Source organism: Paraburkholderia lebeckiae (assembly GCF_014201005.1).
GTDB classification, from domain to species: domain Bacteria; phylum Pseudomonadota; class Gammaproteobacteria; order Burkholderiales; family Burkholderiaceae; genus Paraburkholderia; species Paraburkholderia tuberum.
On the sequence record NZ_JACHDK010000005.1, the window covers coordinates 397,135 to 411,908 of the forward strand.

16 protein-coding genes are annotated in these 14,774 nt (G+C 64.0%); 6 read left to right on the plus strand and 10 right to left on the minus strand.

What is annotated here, in order from left to right:
- The first annotated feature begins 21 nt into the window (after positions 1–21).
- Genes HDG39_RS13055 through HDG39_RS13065 form a run of 3 tightly spaced genes read left to right on the plus strand, consistent with a single transcriptional unit; the run spans position 22 to position 2,598 of the window.
- Positions 22–1,281 (plus strand): M48 family metallopeptidase, encoded by a 1,260-nt coding sequence (locus HDG39_RS13055; protein ID WP_184006319.1) that lies wholly within the window; start codon positions 22–24, stop codon positions 1,279–1,281.
- Positions 1,278–2,276 carry a ribosome small subunit-dependent GTPase A gene (gene rsgA, locus HDG39_RS13060; protein WP_184006320.1) on the plus strand — a complete coding sequence of 333 codons (999 nt, stop codon included), beginning with the start codon at positions 1,278–1,280 and terminating at the stop codon, positions 2,274–2,276. The genes HDG39_RS13055 and rsgA overlap by 4 nt, the downstream gene beginning before the upstream one ends.
- Position 2,277: 1 nt before the next feature.
- Positions 2,278–2,598 (plus strand): putative signal transducing protein, encoded by a 321-nt coding sequence (locus HDG39_RS13065; RefSeq protein WP_184006321.1) that lies wholly within the window; start codon positions 2,278–2,280, stop codon positions 2,596–2,598.
- Positions 2,599–2,670: 72 nt separating this feature from the next.
- Here the strand turns inward: HDG39_RS13065 and HDG39_RS13070 are convergent, their stop codons facing one another.
- From HDG39_RS13070 to rpsP, 6 genes are all read right to left on the minus strand, one after another.
- Positions 2,671–3,609, minus strand: a complete 939-nt coding sequence (locus HDG39_RS13070) for a CobD/CbiB family protein (protein ID WP_184006322.1) — start codon at positions 3,607–3,609, stop codon at positions 2,671–2,673.
- A gap of 150 nt (positions 3,610–3,759) precedes the next feature.
- Positions 3,760–4,518: an NUDIX hydrolase gene (locus tag HDG39_RS13075; protein ID WP_184006323.1), complete on the minus strand. Its 759-nt coding sequence runs from the start codon at positions 4,516–4,518 to the stop codon at positions 3,760–3,762.
- Positions 4,519–4,605: 87 nt separating this feature from the next.
- Entirely contained in the window at positions 4,606–4,992 is a 387-nt protein-coding gene (rplS, locus tag HDG39_RS13080) for a 50S ribosomal protein L19 (RefSeq protein WP_013090115.1), read from the minus strand.
- A gap of 149 nt (positions 4,993–5,141) precedes the next feature.
- A complete protein-coding gene (trmD, locus tag HDG39_RS13085) occupies positions 5,142–5,909 on the minus strand; it encodes a tRNA (guanosine(37)-N1)-methyltransferase TrmD (RefSeq protein ID WP_184006324.1) in 768 nt (255 codons plus the stop codon).
- A 25-nt stretch (positions 5,910–5,934) separates the two neighbouring features.
- On the minus strand, positions 5,935–6,669 hold the full coding sequence (gene rimM / locus HDG39_RS13090) for a ribosome maturation factor RimM (RefSeq protein WP_184006325.1): 735 nt from the start codon (positions 6,667–6,669) through the stop codon (positions 5,935–5,937).
- 134 nt (positions 6,670–6,803) lie between these two features.
- Positions 6,804–7,058 carry a 30S ribosomal protein S16 gene (gene rpsP, locus HDG39_RS13095; protein WP_013090118.1) on the minus strand — a complete coding sequence of 85 codons (255 nt, stop codon included), beginning with the start codon at positions 7,056–7,058 and terminating at the stop codon, positions 6,804–6,806.
- Positions 7,059–7,319: 261 nt separating this feature from the next.
- Between rpsP and HDG39_RS13100 the strand changes: the two genes are divergently transcribed.
- The gene (locus HDG39_RS13100; RefSeq protein ID WP_503125001.1) at positions 7,320–8,414 is read left to right on the plus strand and encodes a PQQ-dependent sugar dehydrogenase; all 1,095 of its coding nucleotides are present in this window, start codon (positions 7,320–7,322) and stop codon (positions 8,412–8,414) included.
- Positions 8,415–8,612: 198 nt separating this feature from the next.
- On the plus strand, positions 8,613–9,080 hold the full coding sequence (locus HDG39_RS13105; protein WP_184006327.1) for an NINE protein: 468 nt from the start codon (positions 8,613–8,615) through the stop codon (positions 9,078–9,080).
- A 37-nt stretch (positions 9,081–9,117) separates the two neighbouring features.
- Here HDG39_RS13105 and HDG39_RS13110 read toward each other — a convergent pair whose 3' ends face one another.
- Together HDG39_RS13110 and HDG39_RS13115 are read right to left on the minus strand one after the other, a co-directional pair.
- Complete coding sequence (locus HDG39_RS13110; RefSeq protein WP_184006328.1) at positions 9,118–10,269, minus strand: PA0069 family radical SAM protein; 1,152 nt, start codon at positions 10,267–10,269, stop codon at positions 9,118–9,120.
- 144 nt (positions 10,270–10,413) lie between these two features.
- Positions 10,414–10,902, minus strand: coding sequence for an Lrp/AsnC ligand binding domain-containing protein (locus HDG39_RS13115; protein WP_184006329.1), 489 nt, complete (start codon positions 10,900–10,902; stop codon positions 10,414–10,416).
- A 180-nt stretch (positions 10,903–11,082) separates the two neighbouring features.
- Here HDG39_RS13115 and HDG39_RS13120 point away from each other — a divergent pair, with 180 nt between their 5' ends.
- Positions 11,083–12,369, plus strand: a complete 1,287-nt coding sequence (locus HDG39_RS13120) for a D-amino acid dehydrogenase (RefSeq protein WP_184006330.1) — start codon at positions 11,083–11,085, stop codon at positions 12,367–12,369.
- Between the two features lie 138 nt (positions 12,370–12,507).
- Here the strand turns inward: HDG39_RS13120 and HDG39_RS13125 are convergent, their stop codons facing one another.
- Together HDG39_RS13125 and HDG39_RS13130 are read right to left on the minus strand one after the other, a co-directional pair.
- Entirely contained in the window at positions 12,508–14,298 is a 1,791-nt protein-coding gene (locus HDG39_RS13125) for an acyl-CoA dehydrogenase (protein ID WP_184006331.1), read from the minus strand.
- A 98-nt stretch (positions 14,299–14,396) separates the two neighbouring features.
- Positions 14,397–14,774: electron transfer flavoprotein subunit alpha/FixB family protein (locus HDG39_RS13130; protein ID WP_221305725.1), on the minus strand; the 378-nt coding region annotated here is incomplete at its 5' end.

The following is a 14,774-nucleotide window of genomic DNA, read 5'->3' on the forward strand; positions in this document are numbered from 1 at the left end:
TAGATACCACGGAATCCCCGGATGCCTACCCTGTACTTCACCGCCCTGTTCGTCGTCGCCGTCGTCGCGATGGTCGGCACCAAACTCTGGCTCGCCTCGCGGCAGATCCGCTTCGTCGTCGCGCATCGCGAACAGGTGCCGAGCCAGTTCGCGAACACCATCGCGCTCACCGCGCATCAGCGCGCGGCCGACTACACGGTCGAGCGCACGCGGCTCGCGATGGTCGAGATCGTCGTCGGCGCGGCCGTGCTGATCTGGCTCACGCTGCTCGGCGGCGTGCAGATGCTCGATCTCGCGATCTCCGACTGGCTCGGCCGCGGCTACGTCGGTCAGATCGCGCTGGTCGCCGCTGTGATCGCGATCACGAGCGCGATCGACCTGCCGTTCGATTACTACCGGCAGTTCGTCGTCGAGCAACGCTTCGGCTTCAATCGCATGAGCAAAAGCCTGTTCTTTTTCGACCGCCTGAAGGGCGTGCTGCTCGGCATCGCGTTCGGCCTGCCGTTGTTGTTCGTCGTGCTGTGGCTGATGAACCGCGCGGGCAACCTGTGGTGGTTGTGGGCATGGGTCGTGTGGATCGCGTTCCAGATGTTCGGCCTGCTGATTTTCCCGACCTTCATCGCGCCGCTCTTCAACAAGTTCGAGCCGCTGAAGGATGAAGCGCTCGTGACCCGCATCGAGGCGCTGATGAAGCGCTGCGGCTTCGCCGCGAAGGGCCTGTTCGTGATGGACGGCAGCCGCCGCTCGGCGCACGGCAACGCGTACTTCACCGGCTTCGGCGCGAGCAAGCGCATCGTGTTTTTTGACACGCTGCTCGCGCGCCTGTCGGGCCGCGAGATCGAAGCGGTGCTCGCGCACGAGCTCGGCCACTTCAAGCGTCGTCACGTGATGAAGCGCATGCTGGTCACGTTCGCGATCAGCCTCGCGATGCTCGCGCTGCTCGGCTGGCTGACGCAATGCGTGTGGTTCTACGAAGGGCTCGGCGTGCGGCCGTCGCTCGTCGGCGGCAATAGCGGACTCGCGCTCGTGCTGTTCTTCCTCGCGCTGCCGGTGTTCATGTTCTTCGTCACGCCGCTTGGCAGTCTCAGTTCGCGCAAGCACGAGTTCGAAGCCGACGCGTTCGCGGCGACGCAAACCGACGCGCACGATCTCGTCAACGCGCTCGTCAAGCTGTACGAGGACAACGCGTCGACGCTGACGCCCGATCCGATCTACACCGCGTTCTACTACTCGCATCCGCCGGCCTCGCAGCGGATCGACCGACTGCTGCAGCACGCATGAGCGGCCGTGCTCCGAAGAAGGTGTCGCGCGGCGCGTCGGCCATCGCATCCGGCATGTACGGCGTGCGCACGGGCGGCCTCGTGGTGGCCGCGCACGGCCGCCACTATCTGGTCGCTCCTGAAGACGGCGGCGCGTTGCTGCAATGTTTCCCACGCGGCAAGCGCAGCGAGGTCGCGGTCGGCGATCGCGTGATCTATGAGCCGACCTCGGCGGATCAAGGCGTGATCGTCGAGATCGGCGAGCGGCGCAATCTGCTGTATCGCTCGGATCAGTACAAGTCGAAGCTGTTCGCCGCGAACCTCGACCAGTTGCTGATCGTGCTCGCCACCGAGCCGCATTTCAGCGAGGATCTGCTCGGCCGCGCGCTCGTCGCCGCCGAGGCGAACGAATTGAAGCCGCTGATCGTGCTGAACAAGATCGACGTCACCGATGCTCTGGACGGCGCGCGCAAGCGGCTCGAGCCGTATCGCGCGCTCGGCTATCCAGTGCTCGAAGCGTCGATCCGGATGCAGCCCGAGGCGGCACGCGCCACGCTGACCGAACATCTGCATGGTCACGCGACGCTGCTGCTCGGCCAGTCCGGCATGGGCAAATCGACGCTCGTGAACCTGCTGATTCCCGATGCCGAAGTTGCGACGCGCGAGATCTCGACCGCATTGAACAGCGGGCGCCATACCACGACGTTCACGCGTCTTTATCCGCTGCCGCAGTCGGAAGGCACGACCGGCGTGAATGGCGTCAACGGCGCGGCCGGCGCACTGATCGACTCGCCGGGCTTTCAGGAATTCGGCCTGCATCACCTGTCCGAAGGCCGGCTCGAACGCGCGTTCCCCGAGTTCCGGCCGCTGCTGCCAAACTGCCGTTTCTACAACTGCCATCACTTGCACGAGCCTGGCTGCGCGATCCTCGAAGCGGTCGCCGACGGGCGCATCCGCCGCGAACGGCATGCGCTTTATGCGCAGCTCGTGCACGAGGCGAGCCAGATTGTCCGCTGACATGAAACTGATGCGCGCGCCGAACCTGATCATCGGACAGCATTGGGTCAACGTGCTGGAGACCGCGGGCATCGCTTGCGAGCTGCACAACCGCTATCTGAACGGTGCGCTCGGCGAGATTCCGGCCGACCAGTGCGCGCCGGAGCTGTGGCTCGTCGATGAGCGCGATGAGGCGATCGCGCGGCGGCTGATCGAGGCGGCCTCGCGAGGACCGGCGCCGGGCGCGCCGCCATGGCAATGTCAGCAGTGCGGCGAGGTGCTCGAGGCGCAGTTCACCGTGTGCTGGCAATGCGGGACTGTGCGCGATCCGTTGAAGGGGTGAAGCGGAATCGGGAATTGAAGAAGCCGGGCATTGCCCGGCTTTTTCTTATGCTGCGCGCGTGGCTTGGCCGCTTCAGGCGAGCCACACCGCGATGGTCAGCATCAACAGCAGGATCATCCACAGTACGACTGCACGCCACACCAGCCCCACTGCCGATTGCAGCGTGCGCGGCGTGCAGTCGTCGCCGACCTGCATCGGACCGCCGTCGCCGGTGGCGAGCGCGTCGAGGCTCGACGGCTCCGCGAGCGGCCCGGCCAGGCGCGCGCCGAGCGCCCCGCTGCCCGCGGCGAGCAACACGCCGTCGTTCGTATCGGGCCACTGCCGCGCATGATTGCGCCACGCGTAAATCGCATCCTCGAAATTGCCGACGATCGCAAAGCCCAGCGATGTCAGCCGCGCCGGCATCCAGTCGATCACGAAGAACGCGCGCTGCGCGAAGCTCGAAAACGCGACGGTGCGGTCGTCGGCCGGCCGCGCCCATGCGCGCGCGAGATATTCCGCGCAACGGTACAGCACCGCGCCAGCTGGACCGACCGGAATCAGGAACCAGAAGAACACGCCGAACACATGGCGATGCGACGCGACCACCGCGTGGATCAGCGTGTGACGCACGATCTCGCTGACCGGCATGTCGACGGTCTCGAGCCCGGTCCATTCGTTGAGAATTTCGCGCGCGTGCGGCACGTCGTCGTTGTTCAACGCGAGATGGATGTCGGTGAAGTAATGGCTGAACTGCCGGAAGCCGAGCGTGAAGTACAGCACCACGACGTTCCACAGGAACGCGAGCATGAAGTGAATGTGATACAGCACGTAGTAGACGAGCGCGACCGCGAGCGTCCAGGGCACCACCACGACGAGCCACGCGAGCAGACCGTGACGTTGCTTGCCAGCATCGAATCCGTGCGCCGCCGACTCCGCATGGTATTGAAGCAACGCGGACACCGGATTGTTCGGCGACAGCGCGCGTACCTGTTCAATGATCAGAGCCAGCAATACGGAGAAAAAAGTCATGCGATGCGCCGTGCTTTTTAAGTTTTTACGATTGTTTTATAACGATAGCACAGGGTCGGATGAGTCTGAACGCGGATGCTGACAAAGCGCCGACAAGTGCGTCGTTCGCGCAACTGTGCATCGTCGACGCGGCGATGCGAGTCACGTAATTTATGCGGCGAGGAACCGATACAGGTTGCGCAGCATCGCCGCCGTCGCGCCCCAGATGAAATGATGGCCGCCTTGCACGGCTGCTGGCGTGACCGTCTGCGCATGGTGCGCGCCGCGCTGCTCGGCGGCCTCCGGAGCCACCGTCAATTCGCCGCGCGGATACGGCATCGCGAAGAAGCGGCGCTCTCCGCCCTCGTAGCGGAACAGGCGCTCTTCGTGGTTGGACGGGTCCATCAGGAACGCGAGCGGCACTTCGAAGACCTCGGCCACTTCGAGCGTATCGATCTCCAGCGAGAACGGCGGGTGCACAAGAGCGATGACCGGTGACACGCGAAAGCCGGTGCCAGTCAGATAGTCGGGCAACGCGCCGAGAACTTCGACATGCGACGCGTCGAGGCCCACCTCTTCGCGCGCTTCGCGCAGAGCCGTTGCAGTCGCATCAGCGTCGAACGGTTCCTGGCGGCCGCCGGGAAAACTCACCTGACCGGCGTGATCGTTCAGATGGTCCGCGCGCTGCGTGAGCAACACGGTAAGACCACGCGCGCGCACGACGAGCGGCACCAGCACCGCGGCCACGCGCGGATCGAGGTCGGTATTGCGCCACGGCGCGTCGGCAATTTTCTCGGGTGTCCAGGCAAGCTGCCGATCAAAGCGCGCCCGCAGTGCATCGGGCGTCAGACGCTCGCGCGCGACCGGTGGCAGATCGGCGCCTGTCGCGATGACAGGCAGAGTTTCGGGCTCAAAGACGGGGCGGATCAACGGGTCTCTCTGATGAGCGGGGACATGCCGCTATTTTGACCTGGCCAACAAAAAAGCACCCGCGAGGGGTGCTTTTTCTTACAGCATTTACGCTTGGGAAGCAGCGCGGTCTTTCGAGACCAGCTTTTCCTTGATTCGAGCCGACTTGCCCGAACGCTCGCGCAGATAGTACAGCTTCGCACGACGCACATCGCCGCGACGCTTGACGACGATGCTAGCCAGCAGCGGCGAATACGTCTGGAACGTACGCTCGACGCCTTCGCCCGACGAAATCTTACGGACGATGAACGACGAATTCAGACCACGGTTACGCTTGGCGATCACGACGCCTTCGTAAGCCTGCACACGCTTACGCGTGCCTTCAACCACGTTCACGCTGACGATGACCGTATCGCCGGGACCAAAATCCGGAATGGTCTTTTCGCCGAGAACGCGCGCGATTTCTTCCTGCTCGAGTTTTGCAATCAGATTCATCACTGACTCCTAGATCCATCTTGTCGGCGTTCGTACCTGCCTCACGCAATTACTGCGTTGGGCTACGGCCCCGATAGAGGATGGGTTCACATCTGGCACCGCACACGCATGTGCGGCACCGCCTTGTGTCCGCTCGAAAGACCGGGGCCTCAGGCCTTCGGCTCTTCCTTCGCGAGACTCGCGAGCCACGCCTCGTCGGCACGGCTCAGCATTCTGTTCTTTCTGGCCTTCACGATCAGATCGGGCCGCTTGTTCAACGTGTTGCGCAATGCTTCGCGCCGCCGCCACGCTTCGATTTCCGCATGATGGCCGCCGAGCAGCACATCAGGCACCCGCACGCCCTCGTATTCCTCGGGACGCGTGTAGTGCGGACAATCGAGCAGCACATCGACGAAGCTATCCTGCACCGCCGACTGTGAGTCGTTCAGCACGCCAGGCAACTGACGCACGACCGCATCCATCAACGCCATCGCGGGCAACTCGCCGCCCGACAGCACGAAGTCGCCAAGGCTTACTTCTTCGTCGACGACACGGTCCAGCAGACGCTGGTCGATCGCTTCGTAGCGCCCGCACAACAGGATCAGACCGGGTTCGGCCGCGAACTTCATCACGCGCTCGTGATTCAGTGTGTCGCCTTGCGGCGACATCATCACGACGCGCGACGCACCGATGCCCTGCTCCGACTGCGCCGCTTTCGCGGCACTGATCGCGTCTTCGAGCGGCCGGGCCAGCATAACCATGCCAGGGCCGCCGCCGTATGGGCGATCGTCGATCGTGCGGTAGTTGTCCGTCGTGAAATCGCGCGGGTTCCACGTACGCAACCCGTAGCGCTGCTGCTTCGCGGCCCGGCTGGTGATACCCCAGTCAGTCAGCGCGCGGAACATTTCTGGAAAGAGCGTCACGACATCGAACTGCATCGCTCTCCCCACTCAACGATAGATTTCAATAGTCAGCTTCCCAGTCGACGACGATTTGCTTTGCCGCCTGGTCCACCGTTTTGACAAAGACGCCGACGAACGGGATCAAACGCTCGCCTGCGACCGGCTTGCCGTTTTTGTCGGTAGCCGGATATTCGATGCGCAGCACCGACTGCGCGCCGTTGTCGATCATGCTGGCGACTTTGCCGAGGTTGAGCCCGGCGAGATTCACCACGTCCAGGCCGATCAGATCGACCCAGTAGAATTCGTCGGCTTCGAGCGCCGGAAATTCGCTACGGCCGATGTATACGCGAGAACCGCGCAGAGCCAACGCCGTATCGCGGTCAGCGACGCCACCCAGACGGGCGACCACGCTGTCGCTATGTGTTTTGGCCTGCAAGGACGGCGCCGATTTGCGCTCCTGGCCTTTCAGCAGCCACCAGCGCTTCGCGCTCAGCAAGACGTCGCCGCCTTGCCCGACATCCGCATGCGCGGCTACCTTGACCCAGCCTTTGAGACCATAGGCGTCGACGATTGCGCCGACTTCGACCGCATCGGCCGGCCAACTTGCCGCCGTTTCGATGCGCATTTCTGCAGCTTCGAAATCGGCGTTCGCGGCATTGGCTTGCGCCTCTTTCGCCTTGCCGTCGGTTCGTTCGACCGGCTTGCGGACGAATGCACCGAACGACGCCTGACCAGACGCCTTTGCGCGCGAAGCTGCCTTGACGCTACCAGAACTGCCGGAATCACGCTCAGACATCAAATAACCTCGACAACAACTTCGCAGCCTGCTTTGGCGTCTGCTTCAGTAAAACAAATTGCGCATCGGACTGCTTACGCGAGTTGCGCGAGCCGCCGGCCGAACCGACGACGATACGCCTGCGGGCCGCCATATCAAGCAGCCGGCTGCGCCTTTTGCGCTTCCTTCACGAGACGTTCGACGGTCGGCGACAGTTGCGCGCCAACACCTTGCCAGTACGTCAGGCGATCCTGAGCGATACGCAGGGACTCGCCCTTCGTAGCGACCGGGTTGTAGAAACCGACGCGCTCGATGAAGCGGCCGTCACGACGGCTGCGCGAGTCGGTGGCGACGATGTTGTAGAACGGGCGCTTCTTGGAGCCGCCACGAGCCAAGCGGATGATGACCATACTAGAATCCTTGAAAACCGGGGTTCGGAACGACTGAAACACGCGATTATAGCGGGAAACCGACGCCATAACAAACACTTACCGGGATAAACTGCGGAACCGGGCTGCACCCATCTTCTACAAGAGGTGCGAGAACCCGTTCAAACGCCCGAATTACCTGAAGGAGCGCCTGTGCAACGCCAGCCGAAACTCCCGTTTCCGTTCGCCTTTTGTGCCTTTTTCGTACGCTTTGCTGGACTTTCGCGCACCTCGTGCAGCCGGATTCTACGTGCGGTAGCGGCCGCGGTTATCGCCGCGCAGGCGTTGACGGCAATCGCCGCGCTGCCCATCGAGAAAATCAAGCTGCCGCCGGGCTTTCACATCGAAGTGTCGTCGGACGAGGTGCCGAGCGCGCGCGCGATGACGTTGTCGCCCAAGGGCATTCTCTACGTGGGCAGCGACGATGGCCATGTGTATGCGCTCGAACTGCGGAACGGCCGCGTGACGGGTCACCACGTGATCGCGTCCGGGCTGCAGATTCCCGCCGGCGTCGCGTGGCGCGACGGCGCGCTGTATGTGTCGGCCGTGTCGAAAATCGTGCGCTTCGATGCGATCGACTCGCACTTGAACGATCCGCCGAAACCGGTCGTTGTCACCGACAAGCTGCCGACGGACACGCATCACGGCTGGAAATTCATCGCGTTCGGCCCGGATGGCAAGCTGTACGTGCCGCAAGGCGCGCCGTGCAACATTTGCCAGAGAGATCCGGACCGCTTTGCGATGATTGGCCGCATGAACCCGGACGGCAGCCACTACGAGGTCGTCGCGCGCGGCATCCGCAATTCGGTCGGCTTCGCGTGGCATCCGGTCACCCACGAACTGTGGTTCACCGACAACGGTCGCGACCTGCTCGGCGACGATATTCCGAGCGACAAGCTCAACCGCGCGCCGCTAGTCGGCATGAACTTCGGCTTTCCGTACTGTCACGGCGGCGACACGCCCGACCCCGAGTTCGGCAAGGATCATCCGTGCAGCGAATTCACGCCGCCAGTGGTCAAGCTTGGCGCGCACGTGGCGGCGCTTGGCATGCGCTTCTACGACGGCCCGATGTTTCCAGCCGACTACCGCAACAACATCTTCATCGCCGAGCACGGCTCGTGGAACCGCAGCAAGAAGGTCGGCTACCGCGTCGTGCGCGTGATCACCGACCCTGACGGCAGCCACGCACGCCAGCAGGTCTTTGCCGAAGGCTGGCTGCAACCCGGCGAATCGGTCTGGGGCCGCCCCGCCGACGTGTTACCGCTGCCAGACGGTTCGCTACTGATCAGCGACGATACCGCCGGCGCGATCTATCGCGTCACGTATTCAGCGCCGTAACGCGCGGATGCACGCATGTCCGGCTGAACGGCTGCACTGACCTTGAGCCAGGTCCGGCGCATCCCGCCGCGCCGCTTTCAGCCTGGGCGATCGTCCTCCACGTGACCACCCGCGCGCCGCAGGCGTAGAATGCGCGTCGGTCCTCGCCCCCGCGGCGAGCCGCTCCTTTCGACCGCCCGTCACTCTGCCCACGCGTTCATGCCCACCGCTGCCTCGACTTCCCCGCGCTTCAGATCCAAGACGCTCACCGCCGCGTTGGCGTTCCTGTTCGGCAGCCTCGGCGCTCACCGCTTCTATCTGTACGGCACCCGGGACATCTACGGCTGGGCGCATCTACTCGGCACGCTGATCGGCATTCCCGGCGTGATGCTGCTGGTCGCGACCGAGCGCGCGTCGATCCTGGGCTGGGTGCTCGCGTCGATCGGCGCGGTTTCGCTGTTTGCTGCGTTTCTGGCCGCGCTCGTCTACGGGCTGCGTCCGGATCAGAAATGGGATGCGCAATTCAACACCCACACGCAACGCAAAAGCCGCTCCGGCTGGACGGTCATTTTCGTCGTGATCTTTTCGCTGCTGATCGGTGCGTTTCTGCTGATGACCGGTCTCGCGCTCGCGTTCCAGACCTACTTCGAAAGTCAGGTCGAAGCGGCCAAAGCGATTTCGCAGTAATGCCCCCCGTCGCGGGACTCGCAGACGTTCCTGCGCGCTAGAAAAGCCTCGGTTGCGGATTGTCGCGCGCCGGTGCGCTCGCCTGCTCGGCGCGCGGCGGCTCGATCCGGCGGAAGTGCGACATGTCGAGAATGCCGCGGTCGCGCCCGTTCAACCCTAACCGGCGCACGGCCTTGTGAAAGCGCTGCCTGAGCAGATCCGCCCATAAGCCCTCTCCCTTCATGCGGGTCGAGAACGAAGAATCGTAGTCCTTGCCGCCTCGCATGTCGCGCACACGGCTCATCACGCGCTCGGCCCGATCCGGGAAATGTGCGCTCAGCCAATCCTTGAACAGCGGCGCGACCTCCCACGGCAGCCGCAGCACGATATAGCTCGCATTGCTGGCGCCCGCTTCGGCGCATGCTTCGAGCACGCGCTCCATATCCGGTTCGGTGACGAACGGGATCACCGGCGCAATGCTGACGCCGACCGGAATGCCCGCCTCGCTGAGCGTACGGATCGTGCGCAGCCGGCGCGACGGCGTGGCCGCGCGTGGTTCGAGCGTGCGCGCGATGTCGGCGTCCAGCGTGGTGATGGTGATCGCCGCCATGAATTGCCCGCGCTCGGCCATCGCCGCAAGCAGGTCGATGTCGCGCTCGATCAGCGATGATTTGGTGATCGCCGCGAACGGGTGGTTGCGCTCGCTGAGCACCTCGATCACACGACGCGTAAGACGCAAGTCACGTTCGGCCGGCTGCCATGCATCGGTGGCGACGCCGAGCGCGATCGGCTCGGGTACATAGGACTTCTTCGACAGTTCCCGCTCGAGCAGTTCGGGCGCGTTGATCTTCGCGTAGATGCGGCTTTCGAAATCGAGCCCGGGCGACAAGCCCAGGTAGCTGTGCGTGGGCCGCGCGAAGCAATAGATGCAGCCGTGTTCGCAGCCCCGGTAAGGATTCAGCGACACATTGAACGGAATATCCGGCGACGCATTGCGTGTGAGGATGGTTTTTGCGCGCTCCTCGAACACCTGCGTGCGCAGGACCTTCGGCTCCTCGTCTTCCTCGGCCGTCTGCCAGCCGTCGTGGACGGCTTCGCGCTGGTCGACTTCGTAGCGGCCTTGCAGGTTCGTGACCGCGCCGCGCCCCTTGCGAGGCGCCGGCGGCGCGATCGGAAATTCGGGAATGTCAGGGGTGTCGGGGTCATCCACGGCGGGCCACGCAAAGCAAACACAAACAGGAAGCGTCAAAGGAAAGCGGCGCAAAACACCTGTATAAATATACAGTATTTACGCCGTTTGTCGAGCACTTCGTTGGTCGCTTGATGCGCGTCCGAGCCGTCAGTGAACCGGCACCTACTCGCCCACCGCGATCGTCAGCGTCTCCTTGATTTCCTCCATCACCACATAGCTCTTCGACTGCACCGCACCCGGCAGCTGCAGCAGGATATCGCCGAGCAACTTGCGGTAATCGGCCATTTCGCCGATGCGCGCCTTGATCAGATAGTCGAAATCGCCCGACACGAGGTGGCACTCGAGCACCTCGGGGATCTTCTGCACCTCGCGCCGGAACAGGTCGAACATGTTGCCGCTCTTGTGATCGAGCGTGATCTCGACGAACACGAGCAGCGCCGCGCCCAGCTCGGCCGGGTTCACGCGCGCGTAGTAGCCGATGATCACGCCGTCGCGCTCCATCCGCTTGACGCGCTCGATGCACGGCGTCACCGACAGACCGACCTGCTCCGCCAGGTCCTTCATCGCCATACGGCCGTCCTGCTGCAGGAGCCGCAGGATCTTGTGATCGAGCTTGTCGAGAGCCCGCACGGGCTGGCGCTGGGTACGCATGGTGTTTCTTCTAAAAATGATGAAAATACGATAACAAAACCTATCTCACTGCCAATAGTATAGCGATTAACACTGGGCAAACGGTATTTCACCTCACGTTGCCGCTCGCCGAATCGAATCAGATCGAACCCTCCGACGAGCGCCTTGCCCTCACTCAATTTTTGGATATCTGGAGCAGCTATGCGAGTCGTCGTTTTGGGCAGTGGCGTCGTCGGCGTGACGAGTGCGTATTACCTCGCGCGCGCCGGTCACGAAGTGACCGTTATCGATCGCGAGGCCGGCCCGGCGCTCGAAACCAGTTTCGCCAACGCGGGCCAGATCTCGCCGGGCTACGCTTCGCCGTGGGCCGCCCCGGGCGTGCCGCTGAAGGCCGTCAAGTGGATGTTCCAGAAGCACGCGCCGCTAGCGATTCGCGTCGACGGCACCGCGTTCCAACTGCAATGGATGTGGCAGATGCTGCAGAATTGCACGGCGCCGCGCTATGCGGTGAACAAGGGCCGTATGGTGCGGCTGGCCGAATACAGCCGCGACTGCCTGCAGGCGTTGCGCGCCGACACCGGCATCGAGTACGAAGGCCGCACCGGTGGCACGCTGCAGGTATTTCGCACGCAACAGCAGTTCGACGGCGCCGCGAAAGACATCGCCGTGCTGCAGGAAGCCAACGTGCAATACGAACTGCTGACGGCCGACGAACTCGCCAAGGCCGAACCAGCGCTCGCCGCGGTGTCGCACAAGCTCACCGGCGGCCTGCGCCTGCCCGGCGACGAAACCGGCGACTGCCAGATGTTCACGACGCGCCTCGCGGCGCTCGCCGAAGAACTGGGCGTCAAGTTCCGCTACGACACGTCGATCGACGCGCTCGCGATGGCGGGCGGCCGCATCGCCGGCGTGCAGTGCGGCGGCGAGCTCGTGCGCGCGGATTCGTTCGTGGTCGCGCTCGGTTCGTATTCGACGCGCTTCCTCGATGGCATAGTGAAAATTCCGGTCTATCCGCTGAAGGGCTATTCGATCACCGCGCCGATCGTCGACGCGACTGCCGCGCCGGTGTCGACCGTGCTCGATGAGACCTACAAGATCGCGATCACGCGCTTCGATGACCGGATTCGTGTCGGCGGGATGGCCGAGATCGTCGGCTTCGATAAATCGCTGCGCCAGGCGCGCCGCGAGACGCTCGAGCTTTCTGTGAATGACCTGTTCCCGGGCGGCGGCGACACGTCGAAGGCGACGTTCTGGACCGGTCTGCGGCCGATGACGCCGGACGGCACGCCGATCGTCGGCCGCACGCCGGTGCCGAACCTGTTCCTGAACACCGGCCACGGCACGCTTGGCTGGACGATGTCGTGCGGCTCGGGCCAACTGCTCGCCGACTTGATGTCGGGCAAGCAGCCCGCGATTCGCGCGGACGATCTGTCGGTGCACCGCTATCTCGGCGAGACCGCGGGCGAGCATCGGCCGGCGTATGCGTGAGTTTGAGTGCGTGCGCTGACGCGGCCCTGGCCGCGGCGCAGGCCGCAACAAACAGCAGCCGGACCAACAAACGGCGCCTCGCGGGGCGCCGTTTGCATTTCAATGTGCTGCCGCGTCGCGGCCGGCATCGAGGCATGCTCAGAACTGGTCTTCCGACAAAGCCAGCACGCCCTCGCCCCCCTTCGCGCTGACGATCGCCACTTCGAGCGCCGCCGCCTGGGGCAGCACGTGCTCGGCGTAGAACCGCGCGGTCGCGATCTTCGCGTCATGAAACGCTGGGTCCTCGTCGCGCTTCGTCGCCGCGGCAAGCTGCGCACGCGCCATCTGCCAGCCGCCCAGCACGATGCCCGCGAGCTTGAGATAGGGCACGCTGCCCGCGAACACCGCATTCGGATCACCCTTCGCATTGGCGACGACGAAATCGACGACTGCGCCAAGCGCGCGCTGGCCCTGCGCGAGCTGTGTGCGCATCGACGCGAACGCCGCGCCCTGCTGCGCGCCAAGCGCTTCAACCGTTTCGGCGACGCCAGCGAGCAGTTCCTTCGCGACCTTGCCGCCGTCGCGCAGCGTCTTGCGACCGACCAGGTCGTTGGCCTGGATCGCGGTCGTGCCTTCGTAAATCGGCAGAATGCGCGCGTCGCGGTAGTACTGGGCAGCGCCGGTTTCCTCGATGAAGCCCATGCCGCCGTGCACCTGCACGCCGAGGCTCGTCACGTCGATCGACAGCTCCGTGCTCCAGCCCTTCACGATCGGCACCAGATATTCGTAGATCGCCTGATGCTTCGCGCGCGTCGCATCGTCCGGATGACGATGCGCGACGTCGCAGTGCGAGGCCGCGACGTAGGCGAGCGCGCGCGACGCCTCGGTGAGGCTGCGCATTGTCGACAGCATGCGGCGCACGTCCGGGTGCTGGATGATCGCGACCGACTGCTTCGCGGAGCCGTCCACGGGACGGCTCTGCACGCGCTCCTTCGCATACGCGACCGCCTTCTGATACGCGCGATCCGAGATCGCGACGCCTTGCATCCCGACCGCGAAACGGGCGGCGTTCATCATGATGAACATGTATTCGAGGCCGCGATTCTCTTCGCCGATCAGCTGACCGAGCGCGCCGCCGTGATCGCCGAACTGCAGAACCGCGGTCGGGCTCGCCTTGATGCCGAGCTTGTGTTCGATCGACACGCAATGCACGTCGTTGCGCTCACCGAGCGAGCCGTCTTCGTTGACGAGAAACTTCGGCACAAGGAACAGCGAAATGCCTTTCACCCCATCGGGCGCGTTCGGCGTGCGTGCGAGCACCAGATGCACGATGTTCTTCGCCATGTCGTGCTCGCCCCACGTGATGAAAATCTTCGTGCCGAACAGCTTGAACGAACCGTCGGCCTGCGGCTCGGCGCGCGTGCGTACGAGCGCGAGATCGGAGCCGGCCTGCGGCTCGGTCAGGTTCATCGTGCCGGTCCATTCGCCGGAAATCAGCTTGGGCACATAGGTCTGTTTTTGCGCTTCGCTGCCTGCGGTTAGCAGCGCTTCGATGGCGCCGTCGGTCAGCAACGGACACAGCGCAAAAGAGAGGTTCGACGCGTTGAGCATTTCGATGCAAGGCGTCGCGATCAGCTTCGGCAGGCCCTGGCCTTCGTAGTCGAGCGGATGTTGCACGCCCTGCCAACCGCCTTCGGCAAACTGGCGGAAGGCTTCCCTGAAACCCGGCGTCGCAGTGACCACGCCATCCTTCCAACTGCTCGGATTGCGATCGCCGTCGACGTTCAGCGGCGCGAGCACTTCGCCGCATAGTTTCGCCGACTCGTCGAGCACGGCCTGCGCGGTGTCGAGGTTCGCGTCCTCGAAGCCGGGCAGCTTCGCGATGTCTTCGAGTCCGGCCAGTTCTTTCATCACGAACAGCATGTCCTTGATGGGCGCCGTATAGCTCATTTCGGTTCTCCTCCCTTGATATGAAAAAAGGGCGCGGGACTTGGTCGGTCCTGCGCCCTTCGCTTGCTTTCGGCGGCCTCTTGCAGGCGCCGCGGCGCTTAGCCGAGTTCGCTCACGAGTTCCGGCACGAGGGTGAACAGATCGCCAACCAAACCGTAATCGGCCACGCTGAAAATCGGCGCTTCTTCGTCCTTGTTGATCGCGACGATGACCTTCGAGTCCTTCATGCCGGCCAAGTGCTGGATCGCACCCGAGATGCCGACCGCGACGTACAGTTGCGGCGCGACGATCTTGCCGGTCTGGCCAACCTGATAGTCGTTCGGCACGAAGCCCGCGTCGACCGCCGCACGCGATGCGCCCAGTGCCGCGCCGAGCTTGTCGGCCAGCGGCTCGAGCACCTTCATGTAGTTCTCGCCGCTGCCCAGACCACGGCCACCCGACACGATGATCTTTGCGCTCGTCAGTTCCGGACGATC

What these genes read in the sequence shown, in the direction of transcription:
- HDG39_RS13125 (WP_184006331.1), bottom strand. Translation starts at nt 14,298, where the DNA reads ATGAGCTATACGGCGCCCATCAAGGACATGCTGTTCGTGATGAAAGAA.
- HDG39_RS13120 (WP_184006330.1), top strand. Translation starts at nt 11,083, where the DNA reads ATGCGAGTCGTCGTTTTGGGCAGTGGCGTCGTCGGCGTGACGAGTGCG.
- HDG39_RS13070 (WP_184006322.1), bottom strand. Translation starts at nt 3,609, where the DNA reads ATGACTTTTTTCTCCGTATTGCTGGCTCTGATCATTGAACAGGTACGC.
- HDG39_RS13105 (WP_184006327.1), top strand. Translation starts at nt 8,613, where the DNA reads ATGCCCACCGCTGCCTCGACTTCCCCGCGCTTCAGATCCAAGACGCTC.
- rsgA (WP_184006320.1), top strand. Translation starts at nt 1,278, where the DNA reads ATGAGCGGCCGTGCTCCGAAGAAGGTGTCGCGCGGCGCGTCGGCCATC.
- HDG39_RS13065 (WP_184006321.1), top strand. Translation starts at nt 2,278, where the DNA reads ATGAAACTGATGCGCGCGCCGAACCTGATCATCGGACAGCATTGGGTC.
- trmD (WP_184006324.1), bottom strand. Translation starts at nt 5,909, where the DNA reads ATGCAGTTCGATGTCGTGACGCTCTTTCCAGAAATGTTCCGCGCGCTG.
- rplS (WP_013090115.1), bottom strand. Translation starts at nt 4,992, where the DNA reads ATGAATCTGATTGCAAAACTCGAGCAGGAAGAAATCGCGCGCGTTCTC.
- rimM (WP_184006325.1), bottom strand. Translation starts at nt 6,669, where the DNA reads ATGTCTGAGCGTGATTCCGGCAGTTCTGGTAGCGTCAAGGCAGCTTCG.
- rpsP (WP_013090118.1), bottom strand. Translation starts at nt 7,058, where the DNA reads ATGGTCATCATCCGCTTGGCTCGTGGCGGCTCCAAGAAGCGCCCGTTC.
- HDG39_RS13055 (WP_184006319.1), top strand. Translation starts at nt 22, where the DNA reads ATGCCTACCCTGTACTTCACCGCCCTGTTCGTCGTCGCCGTCGTCGCG.
- HDG39_RS13115 (WP_184006329.1), bottom strand. Translation starts at nt 10,902, where the DNA reads ATGCGTACCCAGCGCCAGCCCGTGCGGGCTCTCGACAAGCTCGATCAC.